We start from the raw sequence: 14992 nt of genomic DNA on the forward strand, positions 1-14992 counted from the left end.
CCGTTTTTTTGTATTCTATTAATTATAATGTTGGTTTATCTACAAAAGGTCTTTCATCACGATTGGCAATTTCCCAAGCTGTAAAGAACACGAGTTTTGCTCTTTTTTCAAGCACTTCGTAATCAATCTTATCCGCTGTATCCGTTGGTTTATGATAATCCTCATGTACACCGTTGAAATAAAATATAATTGGAATATCAAATTTTGCAAAATTGTAATGGTCACTTCTATAGTAGAATCTATTTGGATCATTTTCATCATTGTACGTGTAATCTAAATCTATATTTGCGTACTTAGAATTGGCTTCTTCAGAAATTTCATGAAGTTCTGTGCTCAATTTATCACTACCTATAAGGTAGATATAATCTGGATTGTTTTTATGAGCTTCGTCTACCCTACCTATCATGTCCATATTGAGATTAGCCACTGTATTTTCGAGAGGGAAAATAGGATTTTGAGTATAATATTTAGACCCTAACAAACCCTTTTCTTCACCTGTAAGGTGAAGAAAAACGATAGATCTTTTGGGTCTATAACCTTCTTCTATAGCTTTTTTGAAAGCTTCTGCAATTTCCATCATGGCCATAGATCCGGACCCTCCATCATCTGCTCCATTATATATTTCACCGTTACGCATCCCAACATGATCATAGTGAGAAGTAATAATGAGATACTCCTCAGGAAGCTCACTCCCTTTAATCATGGCGACAACATTCTCACTTGAAGGTAATTTACCATTAAAAAAAGAAGAATCAATGGTTTGCAGGTATGGATCATCTTCATCCGAACCACCTTGAATATTCAAGCTTTTATAATAATTCTTTAAGTATTGAGCTGCTTCTTTTTGACCCTTACTTCCGGTGTCGCGCCCCTCAAATTCATCTGAACTGAACGTATACAGATAATCACTTAATTCTGAAGACGTTATGGAATTAGAGAACCGAACAGGATCAACATCTTTAACATCTTTCATTTGTGTTTTGCAGCCAACAAGACCCAAAACCACAACTAATGGTAATATTATTTTTTTCATAAATCATTTATTTGTCGCTAAAATACTAGTAATAGCTATGACTTTGAAATATTAAAGCTGAAATTTCATTTAGATTTTGTTCGCTGCTAATTTTCGTGCTCACAGATACATTTCTTAATGCTCTAGTTAATTTAGCCATCCAGTCTTGAACGATGATAAACTAATGATTTCGATGCATTAGAAAAACATGATTTAAAAACTTAAACTAACTGATAAAGTGAAAATCTTCTAAAGACCAATGTGAAAACAATTTTATGAAAAACAGAAGGGAATAATTTTGTCAAACTAAAAATCTTATTATATTTGCAACCGCTAAAGAAAACCACATTTGGTTATCTGGAGAAATGGCAGAGTGGTCGAATGCGGCAGTCTTGAAAACTGTTGAGGGTCACACCTCCGGGGGTTCGAATCCCTCTTTCTCCGCTTTAAAAAACCGTAATAAGCTAAAATACAGCTAATTACGGTTTTTTTATTTTTCATTTGTCCGTGGCTTGTACCGAGAATGTTTTAAAAAGGTTTAGATATAGTTAGTACAAGCTCTCTTTACTTTATTTGAGATTATATATAGTCACTCCCCGATTCTAAAATAAAACCATATATCTAATTTATAAATGGTTTTGTATTTCAGGCAACAATTTATTTTGTGAACATACCAATCTGACAGCTTAATAATTTTAATAAATTGAACTTCTAAAAGTTTAAACTTTACACCCAGCAAGCCATTGCTGTTCATAAAGAAATTCACCCTATTCTATCAGAAACATCTAGCTTGTAAGATTCCAAGATATTAAGATCAATTTCCCAATCCACCTTAGATCTTTCTTTCCATTCTTCTTTATAAAATTTAAATTGTTTTACACCTTCATGTTTAGAGAGGTTATTAAGCTCCAAAAACCTAGAAAATGCTCTGTCATGATTTCCACGGATTCTTGCTAGCCCTAAGTGCTTTACTTCATGGCATAAGGGGCACAGCGAAATAAAACCTTTTAATGTTTGGATTTTAGTAGAATTATTAAAGTCCCATACTTCATGACACTCTACTGGATGTCTATTTCCACGGTCGTCACAAATCTCGCATTTATACTCTGCAAGACCGTATGTTACATATCTAATCCGGTTCCATTCTGACTTCTTGACATTTGAACGAACATTATTAAACCAACTGCTTTTTGGAACTAATTCAATACTAAGTTGGATTTTTTCGTTTTTTCTTTTTTCTTTAATTCGCTCCCTGTTGTCTCTGATCGAATCAAAATCCACCATTTTAGAATAGACATTGAATTTTCTTATATATTGTTCTTCTGATATAAACATGATTTGGAATTAATATGCGAAATACATTATCCTGATTTTGTGTAGTTGTTTACACCTAACTTTATACAATTAAGCCCGGATATTAGCAAACATTATTGTGAGTAGTTGGGATAAAGAAATTATTTAAAAGTTGGTTTTATGTTTTTACCTTAATTCTATTTGAAATTAATTATAATTTATGATATTTTTTTTGGATCTTCTATTACATAATGGTTTATTCTAATTTCATTTCGTAAATCTTTTTAATTGTCTAAAACAAATAGTTTTTCAAGTAGTAAGATATTCTTAAAAGTGTGTTCTAAGTTACTCTCATCAACATTCTTATTTAGCTTCTGTTTTTCCATACGGTTGAGTTCAACTTACGAACAACGGTTCTCTAGTATGGCCAGTAGCGTGCAAATACTAGCTTAATTTTTGGTTTATCTTACAAGTTTCTAAATATACCAAAACTTACGGATTAGCACATAAAAGTTATTAGTATACTAGATGTTATGTGCTAGCTTTTCATTCAGTTTCTTATTCGATAATTATTTTAAATTCGTCAATCATTGCATTTCCATCGTAGCTAAACTTTCCGCCATTTTTGTCAGTTATGATAGCGTATCTATTTATGATGATATGAATATTGTTATTTCCTTTTTGATAAACTTTACCATTTGATTCCATATTCACTTTTTCTCCAATTTTATAATCACCCATGTAATGTGATTCATAAGGACAATTTTTATCTGTCAGTTCGAAGTTCGAGGCCAAAATATCTTGCAGTACATTTTTATAAACTAAACTATTCTCACTCTTTATTTCTATTTTGTTAGAGTCTTTATCAGCATAATTGATTACAGAAAACAAAGTTTGGTCACCAGCGTATCCGATATATTCATAAGTTCTCGAAGTATAGGTTTCAGCTTCGAATTCCCAAATGCTTTTCGGATTAGTGTTAGCCTTTCTATTTTCAGAACTCACAAATTTCCAGTCAGCCAAAATTAAAGTCTCCTCGATTTGATTTAAGTTCATCGTTTTAAATCTTACAACATCATCAAGACTTTGACTGCAAACAAATGAATTATATAAAACTGCAAATAGTAAAATAATTTTTTTCATTTCATTTAGATTTTTATAACAACGCACAGGCCTTTTTCAGCTTGCACATAATTCATTTTGTATTCATAAAAATACACGTTTATATCAAATATCTAGAGAGTTAATGAACCAATATATAGTTTTCCCTAAATAAGCCTATTAATAATATATCTCAACCTTTTATCCTCAATCATCACATGCTTATTTCTTAAACCCTCTAAAAGCTTATTCTTTATATCCTCAAATTCAGTTTTTTTGAATTTTGTGATATAATTGATGATCTCCCTTTGGTAAGGACTACTAGATCTTGTTTTCAGAATTTGCCGTTCTGTTGTTTTATAAAAGCCTATATGTTTTCCTGTTTTTATGATGGTTAGGCTAGTCATTAACTCTATGTTTTTAATCATCACAAGAATCAAGCTTGGGTCAGCTAACTTTAATGCGTAAGAGGCAAGCATGATGTATTGGAGTTGTCTTGAATCTTTGTAGGCATTAAACTGCTTCATAAATTCAAAATCTTGTTCTTTCACTTTATAACCCTTGAAGAAAAGGCGCATAATTCCATCCTGGAAAACTATATACCTTCGACTTAGTTCTTCTAATCGTATACTTAAATAATGCTGGACGAAGCAAATAAACAATCTTAGATCCTGCTTTTCTTCATTGGGATCAACCATGATACTACTGTCATACAGGAAATGATTTACCAAGTCCCTTTGACCTTTTTGCATTAGATCTATCAACGGTGTCTCTGAATCCATAAATCGACTGAGATTGAACTTAGAGTCCAGATAAGATTGCTCCTCTTTATTAAAGCTATAGTCTTTTATAAACCTGTGATTATAAGATTTGTCTAATAGCTTTAATTCCAAGTTTTGAAGATATTGATCAACTAAATATTTCCTCCATTTAATCAAAATACTATTTTTAAGATCCCTTTAGTTAGATACATCAACTCTATTTTTCTTACTATTTATATCTTCTAAGTCATAACGCACAACCTTACCTATTTTATGAGCTTTAAGTTTGCCAGACTTATTCCAGTTATGCAAAGTAGCTACTGTAACCCCTAAAAGCTCTGAAGCTTCTTGTCTTGTAATCCATCTTGTAGGTTCACTCGGTTTTAGTTCTTTTAAAACCTTCTTTAGTTCCTTAGTAAAATCCTCCTTAAATTCTTTCTTAATTTCTTTTACAAGTTCATGTTTAAGCTCTTCTAAAGTAACGTCAATTAGTCTTTTGTAGGTAGATTCCATTTTGAAGTATTTTTGATTTCAGACCTTTAAATTATCAATAAATTCTTCTTCTTTAATTTTTTTGAAGATATTGCTTTCTTTCAAAAATCAAAAGTCGTTTTCTATGCTTTCTCGATAAATGAAAAATTAAAAGTCAAAGGATTTATTTCATCTATTTTCTTAAAATACTGATTACTTTATCTTGATATAATGGATGTGTGATTTTTTCTAGATCAGATTTTTTCAAGTATCTATTAAATGATAATTTCTGAATCCCATTATTGATGAATTTAATTTCGAAATTTATATTCAAAAATATTTTAAGCACTTTTAGATTTTCACTGCTTGGTAAAATGTAATTTAATACATCGAATGCAAAATAATCCGCAAACTTTATAAAATTAAAATCTTCATCTTCTTCTGTAATAAATAGTAATTCAATTTTTAAATCAGATTTCTCAGATATAACTCTAGTTTTTATATTATATCCATATCCTGAATCTATCCAGGTGTCAATTTGTTCAGCAACTTCTTTCCTGAGTGTTGCCAATTCCCTCTCTTTTTCACTTATCTTTTCAGTTGATAAGGTTCCTATTCTCTTTTCATCAATCAAAATCTTAGGGATATAAAACAAACCCACGTCATAATTTTCTTGGACATTAATATTAATTTCAAAATTTTTGGTATTCCAATCAGAAATTTTGCTTTTATCATTATCAGGTTGACCAAAATTTAAAATAAGTCTCTTACGAAGTTTATCATAAAATTCTCTTGATAATTTTTTCTTAGAATTTTCATCATATTCATCAAATTTTTCTACTAATCCAATCATAAATATTTTACCATTTTCATCAAAAATTAAGCTCTGTTTATCGAAATTAAGATCTTTTAATTCATGGTCCCTGGGGATTTTTAAACTTTCAAATGGAACTCCTGTTAATGGTTTTGATTCAAACAAGTTAGCATTACTTAATCCGAAGTCTTCTATAGTTTTTGTCAAATCAATGCCTAAGAACTCATAGATTTTTTTTTCAGATTTAGGGTATATTCTTAATATATTCCCTTCGATTTCAAAACTTCCAAGTCTTGACATGAGGGATTGACCTAGCAATAAAGGTGCATTGGGGTTTTCAATAACTGCCACAGTTACGTCCTTAATATTAATATCACCGATTTTAATATTATTTATTCTTATTTTAGTACCCTCGTTAATAGAGCCATCCGCTAATCGATAATTTTTTTTACCTATTACGTCTTCTTTAGATATTAGCCCCTGTTTTATAAGAAAGCTAGCTTCTGTTCCCGAAATTGTAACATCAGAAGCACCTGTATCAAGTACAAACTTCATTTTAATCCCGTTAACCTCACATGGTATTTTGTAAACTCCATTAACTTTTTCCATTTTTATAACAGTTTGGGAAATAGCTGGTATAAACGATAAAAGTGTAAGAAAAATGTATATTTTTTTTATCATATTTTTTATTATGTAAGTTGGCCTAAATAGTTTTTAAAAGCCTCCTCAAACTTTGGTAAATTCTCAATGAAAAAATTATCCATTTCATCCCAGTCATCTTCATTAAAAAGATTGACATGGTTTATCTCAATTTTGATTCTGCTCATTTTGTTGTTGGGTAATTCTTCCCACACTAATTGACCTCCAAATCGATTTTCTATTTCGGTTTTATGATTTACTAATCTTTTGAAATAACGCTTATTTCGTTCCTTACTAGATGAACCTAGAGTCAATTCTATTCTTGTGATACTTTTGGTGATAACCATTGTATAGGCAACACCAGCTTTACCTGCACCAGTACTTAACCAATGATCTTTGGTAGGATTTACATTTTCAAATAGGTGGGTGTTTTCAATTTTGTCCAAAATTCTTTCCCAATACTTATGTCGTACTACATGTCTATTGGCTTTAAAAGAAATTGGATTGTTATCGCTGTATTTTATAACAAGCTCATCCTCTAAATCGTAAAGCGTGAGTAGTTTTTTTAAATAATTAAATTTTGATTTACTGTCAATATTAAACTCTATTTGATAGCCGTTAGCGATTTCACTAGGTGCTCTAAAATCCTCTTCATTTTTAGTTATTTTCATAATATCCTGATTCTCGATTAAGAGTTTAGGATTTTTTTGAAATAAGGTCTTCACAACTTCAAAATACATCATTGAAACCGCTGATTCATCGTATTTTGTATCTTCAAAAATAAAATATTCCAGCTTCTTTCCAGTAGGGTTACCAGCTTCAAAAATATTTATTTCTGTGCCCTTTTCTTCTTCAGGCAATTCTATGTCTGGATATTCCCAAATTTTTAAAAAGCGAATATAAATAAGCTCAAATCGTTCTTCATAATTCTTTATCGACCACTCATCTAACGTGGTTAAATAAGAGTTTAACCAAAGTCTGCTAAATTGATAGCCCTGTTCGTCATTGTTATTGTTCATCACTTTTTTGGCACTAAAAGATTTATTACTTAAAGCACCGTTATTGCCTGATAAAGTTAAGTTTGCTATTGTGTTGAGATACCGTTCTTTGAACATGAAAAAATCTTCACTGTTTAACTGATTTGACCAATCTGGATTTGGATTTTGAGGAAAAATGTGTTCAATGGAAATATTAGGATTACTGGTGTCAACGTGTTCTTTATTATTGAAGTTTTCAAGCAGCTCAAACATATAATTTCTATTCTTCGTTTGAATATTATATAGATCCTTATCCTTTAGAGCTGTTCTCACTTCTTGGTCATTAGGAAACTTTCCACTACCACGTTTTTTGTATAATGCTAGCACAACGGATTCGTAATAATCCTCAGTATCAATTTCAGAATATAATGTCATAAACACCTTGTTGAGAGCATTTGTTGGTAAGCCCACTATAAACCTTCGCCAGGTATAAGACTGGATGAGTTTGAGTATTTTAATTAGAATTTCATCACTAATAATTCCATTATCGGCATCTTCAAAAACCTGCAAAAGAAAAGGGAAAGCCACATTAATTTCTAACCTTGATATGTAGTTCAATTCCTTTCTGATGGTATCGTTTTTTACAGTCTGTGGATTTACCAACTTTTTATAATGAACAGAGTATGATTTGATATTTTCAAGCTCTTGTTGGTAAGCCTCATCTTTATCTTGATACATCTTCTTAAACTCCTCATAGACTTTACTTTTGTTAGGTATTTTCTTCTTTTTCAAAGTCAGGTAATCCCTGATGTACTCAGAGACTAAGGATTTTTGCTTTATTAAATCTTTAGCATTTTCTTCAATAGGATTCCAGATCTGATTGTACACTTTATCCTGTTGTCTAGGAGGTAAATCCATGAGGATATAATTCCTGATTAAGTCTGACTGTGATAAGTCTAAGCCAGTTGAGTTTAAACTTTCAAAAATACGCTGAGGATCATCTTTGTCGCGTTCCAAAGAAATCTCGACGAAGATCAATTTTCTTAAACCATCTAGGATTGTCTGAAAATTTGCTTCATTTATTTTGGATTTAAAGTAATTGAAATTCTCTATGACATTGGAATAAGCATCAAATTCACCTTCTGTAGCGTTCATTATTGCCTTAAAAGCTTGGGAATTTGTATCGGTCTGCTTCAGTTTTAGTTTGCTGGATTCATTTTGGACATACTGATTGGTTAAAAACATGTTGTAGAGCTTTTCAGCTTCATGCCCTTGATTTGTTTCCTTAGCAAAACGGAATAAGGCAACATACAAAATGTTGATGGTAGTTAGCCGTTGCTGACCATCTATGATAACCAATTCCTTTACTTCTCTAGTGCTGTAGGCTCCTTCGTGGATAAATACTATACTCCCTATAAAGTGAGATCCGCTTTGCTCTCTAGCGACAGTAATTATATCATTTGATAATTTATGGCATTCATTCGTTGACCAATCATAATTACGTTGATAAACAGGAATGACAAACTGTACATTTCGTTTTTCTATAAATTCAACTATTGGTAATTGGGTAGCTATCATAGTTTTAGATTGATAGGTGTTATTCTTATTTATCAGGAAGGTTTATTTTTTTTTGGTTTACTCTTGTAATTAAGATCTTGACTATTCTATTTTTCTTTCAATTTTTAGTTTGATAGATTTAAGTTCATTTAAATTATTGTTATCAAAACAGAAATAATCGTCAAAAAATTCTTCCAAATTTTCAGCGTATTGTTTACTATATTCCTCTACTTGCCATATTTCTTTTCTGATAGTAGAAGCTAACTCAATTATATTGCGACTACCTTTATTGTCATAACCTATATCTTTTCTCAAAATCATAGCTTGATCTATTAATTTTAAAAGAAGGTTATCAGAAATATGTCTAAAATTAGGAGTTTCATCCTCTTCTTTTATCTCGTTTATATAAGTATAATGGGCATAAGTGTATTTATTCATCAAGTTAGACCAAGGAAAATCTAAATACTCTTCCTTACCATGTTCTTCCATATAACGATCTACTAGTCTTGAATTAGAGTCTAAAAGATTTCTCATATCTAAAGAAATACTTTTCATTGTTTTTACTTTATCATCAATGTGTAATTCATATTTCTTTTTTAATTCTTTAAACGCTTCGTTATAAAAATCAGTTATTTCATACAAATCGACGAAATGTTTCTGCCAATTTTCTTCATCTTTACTGTAAAAAGCTTGGAAAGCTTTAAAATTTGATAGAATATCCATTTCAATCACTCTCTCAAAGTTTTTATTTGTATTAAAATACATCGTATTCATCTCTGAAGGATTTTCCTTTTCCGCATTAAAAAAAGCCTCCATTCTTTCACCATGACTCAATATATCTTTTTCTAAAGTTTTTAGATAATTAGTTAATAAAAGCAGACGGTCTTTTAAATCTATAAGTTTTTCATTTTCTAATTCCTGTTTTTCTGTAATAATTTGTTCTCTCTGTTCATAAACTTGATAAAGAACAAATAAGATTGACAAAAAAGCTAGAATTCCTCCTAAAAGTGATCCGTAAGCTAAAATTATATGATTTCTAGAATCAAAATCAATATTGAATGGCTCCCAATTATCAGTTTCATTTATTGCTTGACTGGTTATAAATATGAGAAATCCTATTATAGCAAAAAACAAAAATTTAATTACTCTTTTATAAAGCAGTATTGATTTCATACCACTATTCTTTGTCTCTTTTATTATCCGTTTGTTCTTTCGGAGTCAAACTGGTTGGTGGTTTCGGTATAGTGGCACCGTTCTTAACTTCGTCCATGATTTTATCCCACCTTGTATTTTCACCAATATTTGGATTTTCTTTTTTTGACATAAACTTATTTTTTAGATTTTTCCTTTTTAGATAGAGGTTTAAGATTTAATGAAGGCTTCCGTATAGTGTTTCCTAAATCTATTTGGACTACTTTTTTCTTCTTGTTACTATCATTTTTCATATTATTTCTTCTTAGGGTTGTTATTTAATTGGGATGTAGGTCGAGGTATCGATTGACCTTTCTGAATCTGATTGCTCGGTTTGGGTTGTTTTCGGGTTTGTGGTTTCGACTGAGGCTTCTGATTTTGTTGTTTTGCCATAATGAATGTTTATTGATACGTATATTATTATAAGTAATAGTCCAATACCTAACAGAGTTATTGAGACTTTATTTAGATTATTAATATGCTTGTTGCGCTTGCTTAAATTTTTCTGAAAGACAGAATATGAAATCTTGTAATCCATAATTTTATCAATTTCATCAATCGAATCGTCCGTAGATTTACTTGATTGATAATGACTAATAAGATTTAAAAAAAGTGTTGTTACTAGAAGTGCCCAACCAATTGCTATTATGATAACATAGATAGCATTATCTACAGGTGCTATTTTGTCGTGAAAGGTTAGAGTAAGTCCTAATGCTCCTGAACTAATAAATGTTATCGCTTTTTCAAAAAGATCATCGCTTTTAGATTTTTGTATATACAATGCCTGGCGATATTCCTCCCATCCAGCTAATTGCTCAGGAGTAAACTCAGTAATACTAATTTCCTTTTCTTTTCCCATCCCTAACTATTCTCAACTATCTCTATCTCCTCCTCCGTCAACCCATACAACTCATAAACCATCTGGTCGATTTCATGATCTGTGGTATCGATTTGGGTTGCAATTTCTAATGCTTTTGTTTGTTCGGTTAAAAAATAATCTTCCCACTCAGCTTCCTGGGAAAGACTGAGTTTGATTTTTTTCTTTTTCAGTTGTTTGATAAATTCAGCGTAACTTAACTCATACCAGTCTTGAAGCTTTTTAGGTAGTTTTTCTAATTCTTCTGGAAATTGGCGTTGTAAATTTCGTTGAAACTTAGCTGATGCTTCTTGTAATCCTTTGTTTAATTTTAGTATTAAACTTACTATTTCTACGTAAGGTTCTGGATTTTCAGGAACTTCAGGAAGGGGGAAAGGTTTTAAATAATTTGTCTTAAACCTGAAATAGCCTCCTCTCAGTTCTGTGCTTGTATTTTTGAGGAAAAACCACATAACTTTTGAATTGAATATCCCTAAATAAAATTTATCATCAACTTTAAACTTTTCTTTTTTTACAAAAGAATAAATAGTGGTTGGATGATAAAATTCACCTTTTTCATCATAAGTCATATTGCATCCAAAAGAAATCTCCTGAGTCATAATCTTTGGATGTGGAAACTTATCATGGTTTTTTTTGTAAATGTATGAGTACCATCCTGTTTTAATATCCATTTTACCTTTCTCCCTTCCTTTAATTTCTGATTCAAAATGTTTTAAATATGAAAATGTGTATGGTAAATTGGTCTTGATATAATTTTCATCAACTAGAGTCCCGTCATTATTATATGGGAATAAAACAAAATTCTTATTACTTAAGGCTTTGTACTTATATATTTCATTGCCTTTTATAAAAGGTTTGGTCAACTCTTTTTCAATTTTAAATCTATAATCAAATTTTGAGTTGTATGCATCTATATGGTCCCCTTTGTCAATACCTTCAAATACATAGACTGCATCCAAGCTAGTTTGCATTCCTACAAATATTTTGTCAAATACATCATTGATTTTATAAGGGCGTTCTTTCAGTTTATCAATTAAATCAAGTACTGTTTGGCTTTGAAGATCCCAGTTACCATCATCTAAATTTTTATATAGAATATAATCCCATTCAAATGAAATGTTGATTTCTAATGGATTAATCTTTTTGAAAAGTACTTGATCCTTTTTAGATTTATCTAAGTTGATTATACAGGTGTAAGTGGAAGCATCAGAAAACACCATGTCTGAACCAAAATGTAAAACACTTTTCACAGCTTGTTTTTCAATAAAAAACTGTCTTATTCCTACTCCAAAATCTGTGACTAAAAACTTATGTGGTAAAATGTAGGAGACAATACCAATATCGTTTATAAGATCAAAGCTCCTTTCAATGAAAAGTGCATAAATGTCATAATTAGAGGTTGCTGATTGATATTTATTTTCATAAAAATCACACATCTTAGGATAACTTTCAATCAAACCTTGCTTTCGTAAATATGGTGGATTCCCTATCACCACATCAAATCCTCCTTTTTCAAATACTTGCGGAAATTCGTTTTCCCAGCTAAAAGCTTTATCACCAGCTACGTCGGGATTATCAATTAAAGAATTACCACATTTAATGTTTCCGCTTAGATCATTCAGTTTTCGATTAGGTTGTGCTGTTCTAAGCCATAATGAAAGTTTGGCAATCTCTACAGACTCATTATTAATATCAACACCAAAGAGATTGTTTTCCAAAATGCTGTTCTCCACATTTGGAAAGACCAGACCACCACCCATGAGTTTGGTTTCCAATTCATCAAGATATTGATGTTCGTCTATCAAGTAGTTCAAAGCTTCGTTTAGAAAAGCTCCAGACCCACAAGCAGGATCTACAACGGTGAGTTGTAATAACCAATCTCGGTAAGTATTCAGTTTTTCTAATAAGTCCTTTTTAGTTTTAGTCTGTCTCTTTATAGTGTAATCTTCATCAACAAGATTAACCTCGGTTTTCTTTTCTTCACATAGCTTTCCCATGGTGTTTTCAACAATATATTTGGTGATGTATTTTGGGGTGTAAAACACACCGTCTTTCTTACGTTTAGAGATTTTAGTCTCATTAGAGTTTTCCTCCAACTGAGTTTGAACTTCTTCAATCTCATTCAAGGAATTTTCAAAAATGTGTCCCAGAATATTGACGTCAACCTCGCTGGCAAAGTCATATTCAGACAATTTAAGCGTGTACTTATATAAAAGTTCATCATCAATCTTTACATGATCCAGCACTTCATCTGGTTTGAACAAACCACCGTTGTAGGGATAAACATCATATTTCTTACCTTTGTGTCCCGTGTTGAGATAGCCAAAGTATTTCATGAACCGTTTATAAAGGGGCGAATAAGCGTCCAATTCCTGAAGCTGTTTCCATTGCTTCAGGATCATTCTCACAGAATTAGGTGGTAACAAATGACGATCTTCAGCAAAGAATAAAAACAAGAACCGATCTAGTAATTTCTGCGACTTTTTGAATAGGAGTAGGGATTCAAACTTGGGGTTAAGCTCTACCAGATTATTGTATAATTCTCTCTTGAAAATACTGTAATCTTTATAAAGCTGTTTGGTGGTAATATCCTCCTGATTATGCGAATCATTTTTGATCTTTTTAGGAAGATCACGCTTGACATTGTCATAAGCGAGGCAGAGATACAATAAGCTAAAATCTTCTTTTGTAAGTTCAAACAGATTGAAAGTCTTATGCTCTATAGCATTATCAATGTAAAATCTAAGCTTTTCAAAATTGGAGGTAATGACATACGTACAGCCAGATTGGTTGTTTTTATAGCCAAAAGCCTGAGCTTCAATTTTACTTAAATCGGTTGTGTTAGTGCCTTTCAATTCAATTACAGCTCTCACTTTATCATCAATGATGATTGCACCATCCGCTTTTTTACTGTCTTTGACGTTTTTAAGCTCAGTGGTTAAGTTGAAAGCATTATTTGGATTAAGGGTATAGCCTAAAATTTTGACAAATAAATCCCTTAAAAAACCTTCCTGGTACTGTTCTTCTTTGGAATTTCTAATGTTTTCCTGAACATTAGAATCATGGAAGTAAGTTTTATAAGCTTCCCACTTTTCTTTTAATAAAGCTTGATCTTGGGCATTGATGTATTTCTGGATAACCGTATTCTGGAATAACCCCATTGGATGAATAATTACATAAAGATTGGATTACTAAAATAGGAAACTTATTTAGATTTAGGGATTCTAAGAATTTTATTGCACAATGATTTTATAACATAGTTTGACAAAGAATGTCGGCTATATCTGCATTGTAATACCCTAAAGCTTTTAGCTCCTTATCGGACTTCCCGTAAGTAAGATCAAGGATCTTAAAATCAATATCGAGGCTTTGTAGTTTTTTCATTTGTTTTTTAGCAATGTCAACAGCTTGTTGACTTATATCAGGGATAATTACAATTTGTCTCCCCTTGAGGGCATACATCTTATTGTAGGTCATACCGTTGATGCCTGAATAGGCTAGCCAATTGTACTCTGGGAACTCAATTTTACAAATAAGGGCTGTTTTTTCACTTTCGACAAGAATTAGTGGCTTTGTCAAATCAGTGATTAGGTGTTCACCAAAAAGGCAAAAGAAGTAGTTGTCTTCATTTTTATAGGGAACCTTGAAGTAATTTGTTCGTTTTCCATTAAGCTTGTAAAGCACCTCTTTAGATTTTTGAACCTTTCCTTGCTTATTGATAAACCAAAATATAGCAAATCCCCGAGTTGAAGTTCCCAGGTAATAATCTTGAAGCACATTTTTCACTTTTTGAGAATCAAAATTATCGTAAAGGTATTTAGAAAGAGAATTCACATTAGTCCTTTTCATTGATGCTTCTACAATGCTAAAATCAATAGTCCTACTTTTTTTGATGGTAGGTTTTTCAATAGACCTGTTTGTAATTGAGTTATCATAATTATTGTCACCTGTTTCCATTGAAGAAGTGTAATCAACAGTGTTTTTATATTCAAATCCTAGAATATCATTCCTCTCGAACTTATTTGTATTTGAATTCCACTTGTAAAGATTTCCAAACTCATCTTTATAAAATGTTGATGGAACTAAGGCTTTTCCACAGGAATGACAAAACCCATACTGCTTAGATAGCCCTTTGTAATTAACAAACTTCCCATCCCTATTCGATTTATGGCAACAAGGGGTTATTAAACTATAATCTCGTTTTTTGTCAAATTTTAGATTTTGTTTTATTCGTTGGAGCATGATGAAAATTAGTTTGAAACAGGAAACTCGAAACCTTTTAATAATCGACTATAACTT

The 14992-nt window shown here is 31.3% G+C and carries 12 protein-coding genes and 1 tRNA gene; 1 reads left to right on the forward strand and 12 read right to left on the reverse strand.

The genetic code is table 11. The features are described from left to right. Positions 1–22 precede the first annotated feature (22 nt). Complete coding sequence (locus tag LB449_RS07830; protein ID WP_224454542.1) at positions 23–1033, reverse strand: M28 family metallopeptidase; 1011 nt, start codon at positions 1031–1033, stop codon at positions 23–25. Between the two features lie 338 nt (positions 1034–1371). Here LB449_RS07830 and LB449_RS07835 point away from each other — a divergent pair. Then, a tRNA-Ser gene (locus LB449_RS07835) sits at positions 1372–1456 on the forward strand. 318 nt (positions 1457–1774) lie between these two features. Here the strand turns inward: LB449_RS07835 and LB449_RS07840 are convergent. From LB449_RS07840 to LB449_RS07890, 11 genes are all read right to left on the reverse strand, one after another. Continuing rightward, positions 1775–2347 carry a hypothetical protein gene (locus LB449_RS07840; RefSeq protein ID WP_224454543.1) on the reverse strand — a complete coding sequence of 191 codons (573 nt, stop codon included), beginning with the start codon at positions 2345–2347 and terminating at the stop codon, positions 1775–1777. 516 nt (positions 2348–2863) lie between these two features. Then, entirely contained in the window at positions 2864–3448 is a 585-nt protein-coding gene (locus LB449_RS07845) for a hypothetical protein (protein WP_224454544.1), read from the reverse strand. 125 nt (positions 3449–3573) lie between these two features. Beyond that, positions 3574–4299, reverse strand: a complete 726-nt coding sequence (locus LB449_RS07850; protein ID WP_224454545.1) for a hypothetical protein — start codon at positions 4297–4299, stop codon at positions 3574–3576. Between the two features lie 66 nt (positions 4300–4365). Continuing rightward, complete coding sequence (locus LB449_RS07855) at positions 4366–4680, reverse strand: helix-turn-helix domain-containing protein (protein WP_224454546.1); 315 nt, start codon at positions 4678–4680, stop codon at positions 4366–4368. A gap of 151 nt (positions 4681–4831) precedes the next feature. Further along, positions 4832–6061, reverse strand: a complete 1230-nt coding sequence (locus LB449_RS07860; protein ID WP_224454547.1) for a retropepsin-like aspartic protease family protein — start codon at positions 6059–6061, stop codon at positions 4832–4834. An 80-nt stretch (positions 6062–6141) separates the two neighbouring features. After that, the gene (locus tag LB449_RS07865; RefSeq protein ID WP_224454548.1) at positions 6142–8646 is read right to left on the reverse strand and encodes a DUF4268 domain-containing protein; all 2505 of its coding nucleotides are present in this window, start codon (positions 8644–8646) and stop codon (positions 6142–6144) included. Positions 8647–8727: 81 nt separating this feature from the next. Beyond that, positions 8728–9798: a hypothetical protein gene (locus tag LB449_RS07870; protein ID WP_224454549.1), complete on the reverse strand. Its 1071-nt coding sequence runs from the start codon at positions 9796–9798 to the stop codon at positions 8728–8730. Between the two features lie 4 nt (positions 9799–9802). Next, positions 9803–9949 carry a hypothetical protein gene (locus LB449_RS07875; protein ID WP_224454550.1) on the reverse strand — a complete coding sequence of 49 codons (147 nt, stop codon included), beginning with the start codon at positions 9947–9949 and terminating at the stop codon, positions 9803–9805. A 141-nt stretch (positions 9950–10090) separates the two neighbouring features. Further along, entirely contained in the window at positions 10091–10675 is a 585-nt protein-coding gene (locus LB449_RS07880; RefSeq protein WP_224454551.1) for a hypothetical protein, read from the reverse strand. Between the two features lie 2 nt (positions 10676–10677). Further along, the gene (locus LB449_RS07885; protein WP_224454552.1) at positions 10678–13854 is read right to left on the reverse strand and encodes an Eco57I restriction-modification methylase domain-containing protein; all 3177 of its coding nucleotides are present in this window, start codon (positions 13852–13854) and stop codon (positions 10678–10680) included. 88 nt (positions 13855–13942) lie between these two features. Beyond that, entirely contained in the window at positions 13943–14935 is a 993-nt protein-coding gene (locus LB449_RS07890) for a DUF6371 domain-containing protein (RefSeq protein ID WP_224454553.1), read from the reverse strand. Positions 14936–14992 lie beyond the last annotated feature (57 nt).

Origin of the sequence: Psychroflexus lacisalsi, assembly GCF_020164495.1 — a bacterium.
GTDB classification, from domain to species: Bacteria; Bacteroidota; Bacteroidia; order Flavobacteriales; family Flavobacteriaceae; genus Psychroflexus; species Psychroflexus lacisalsi.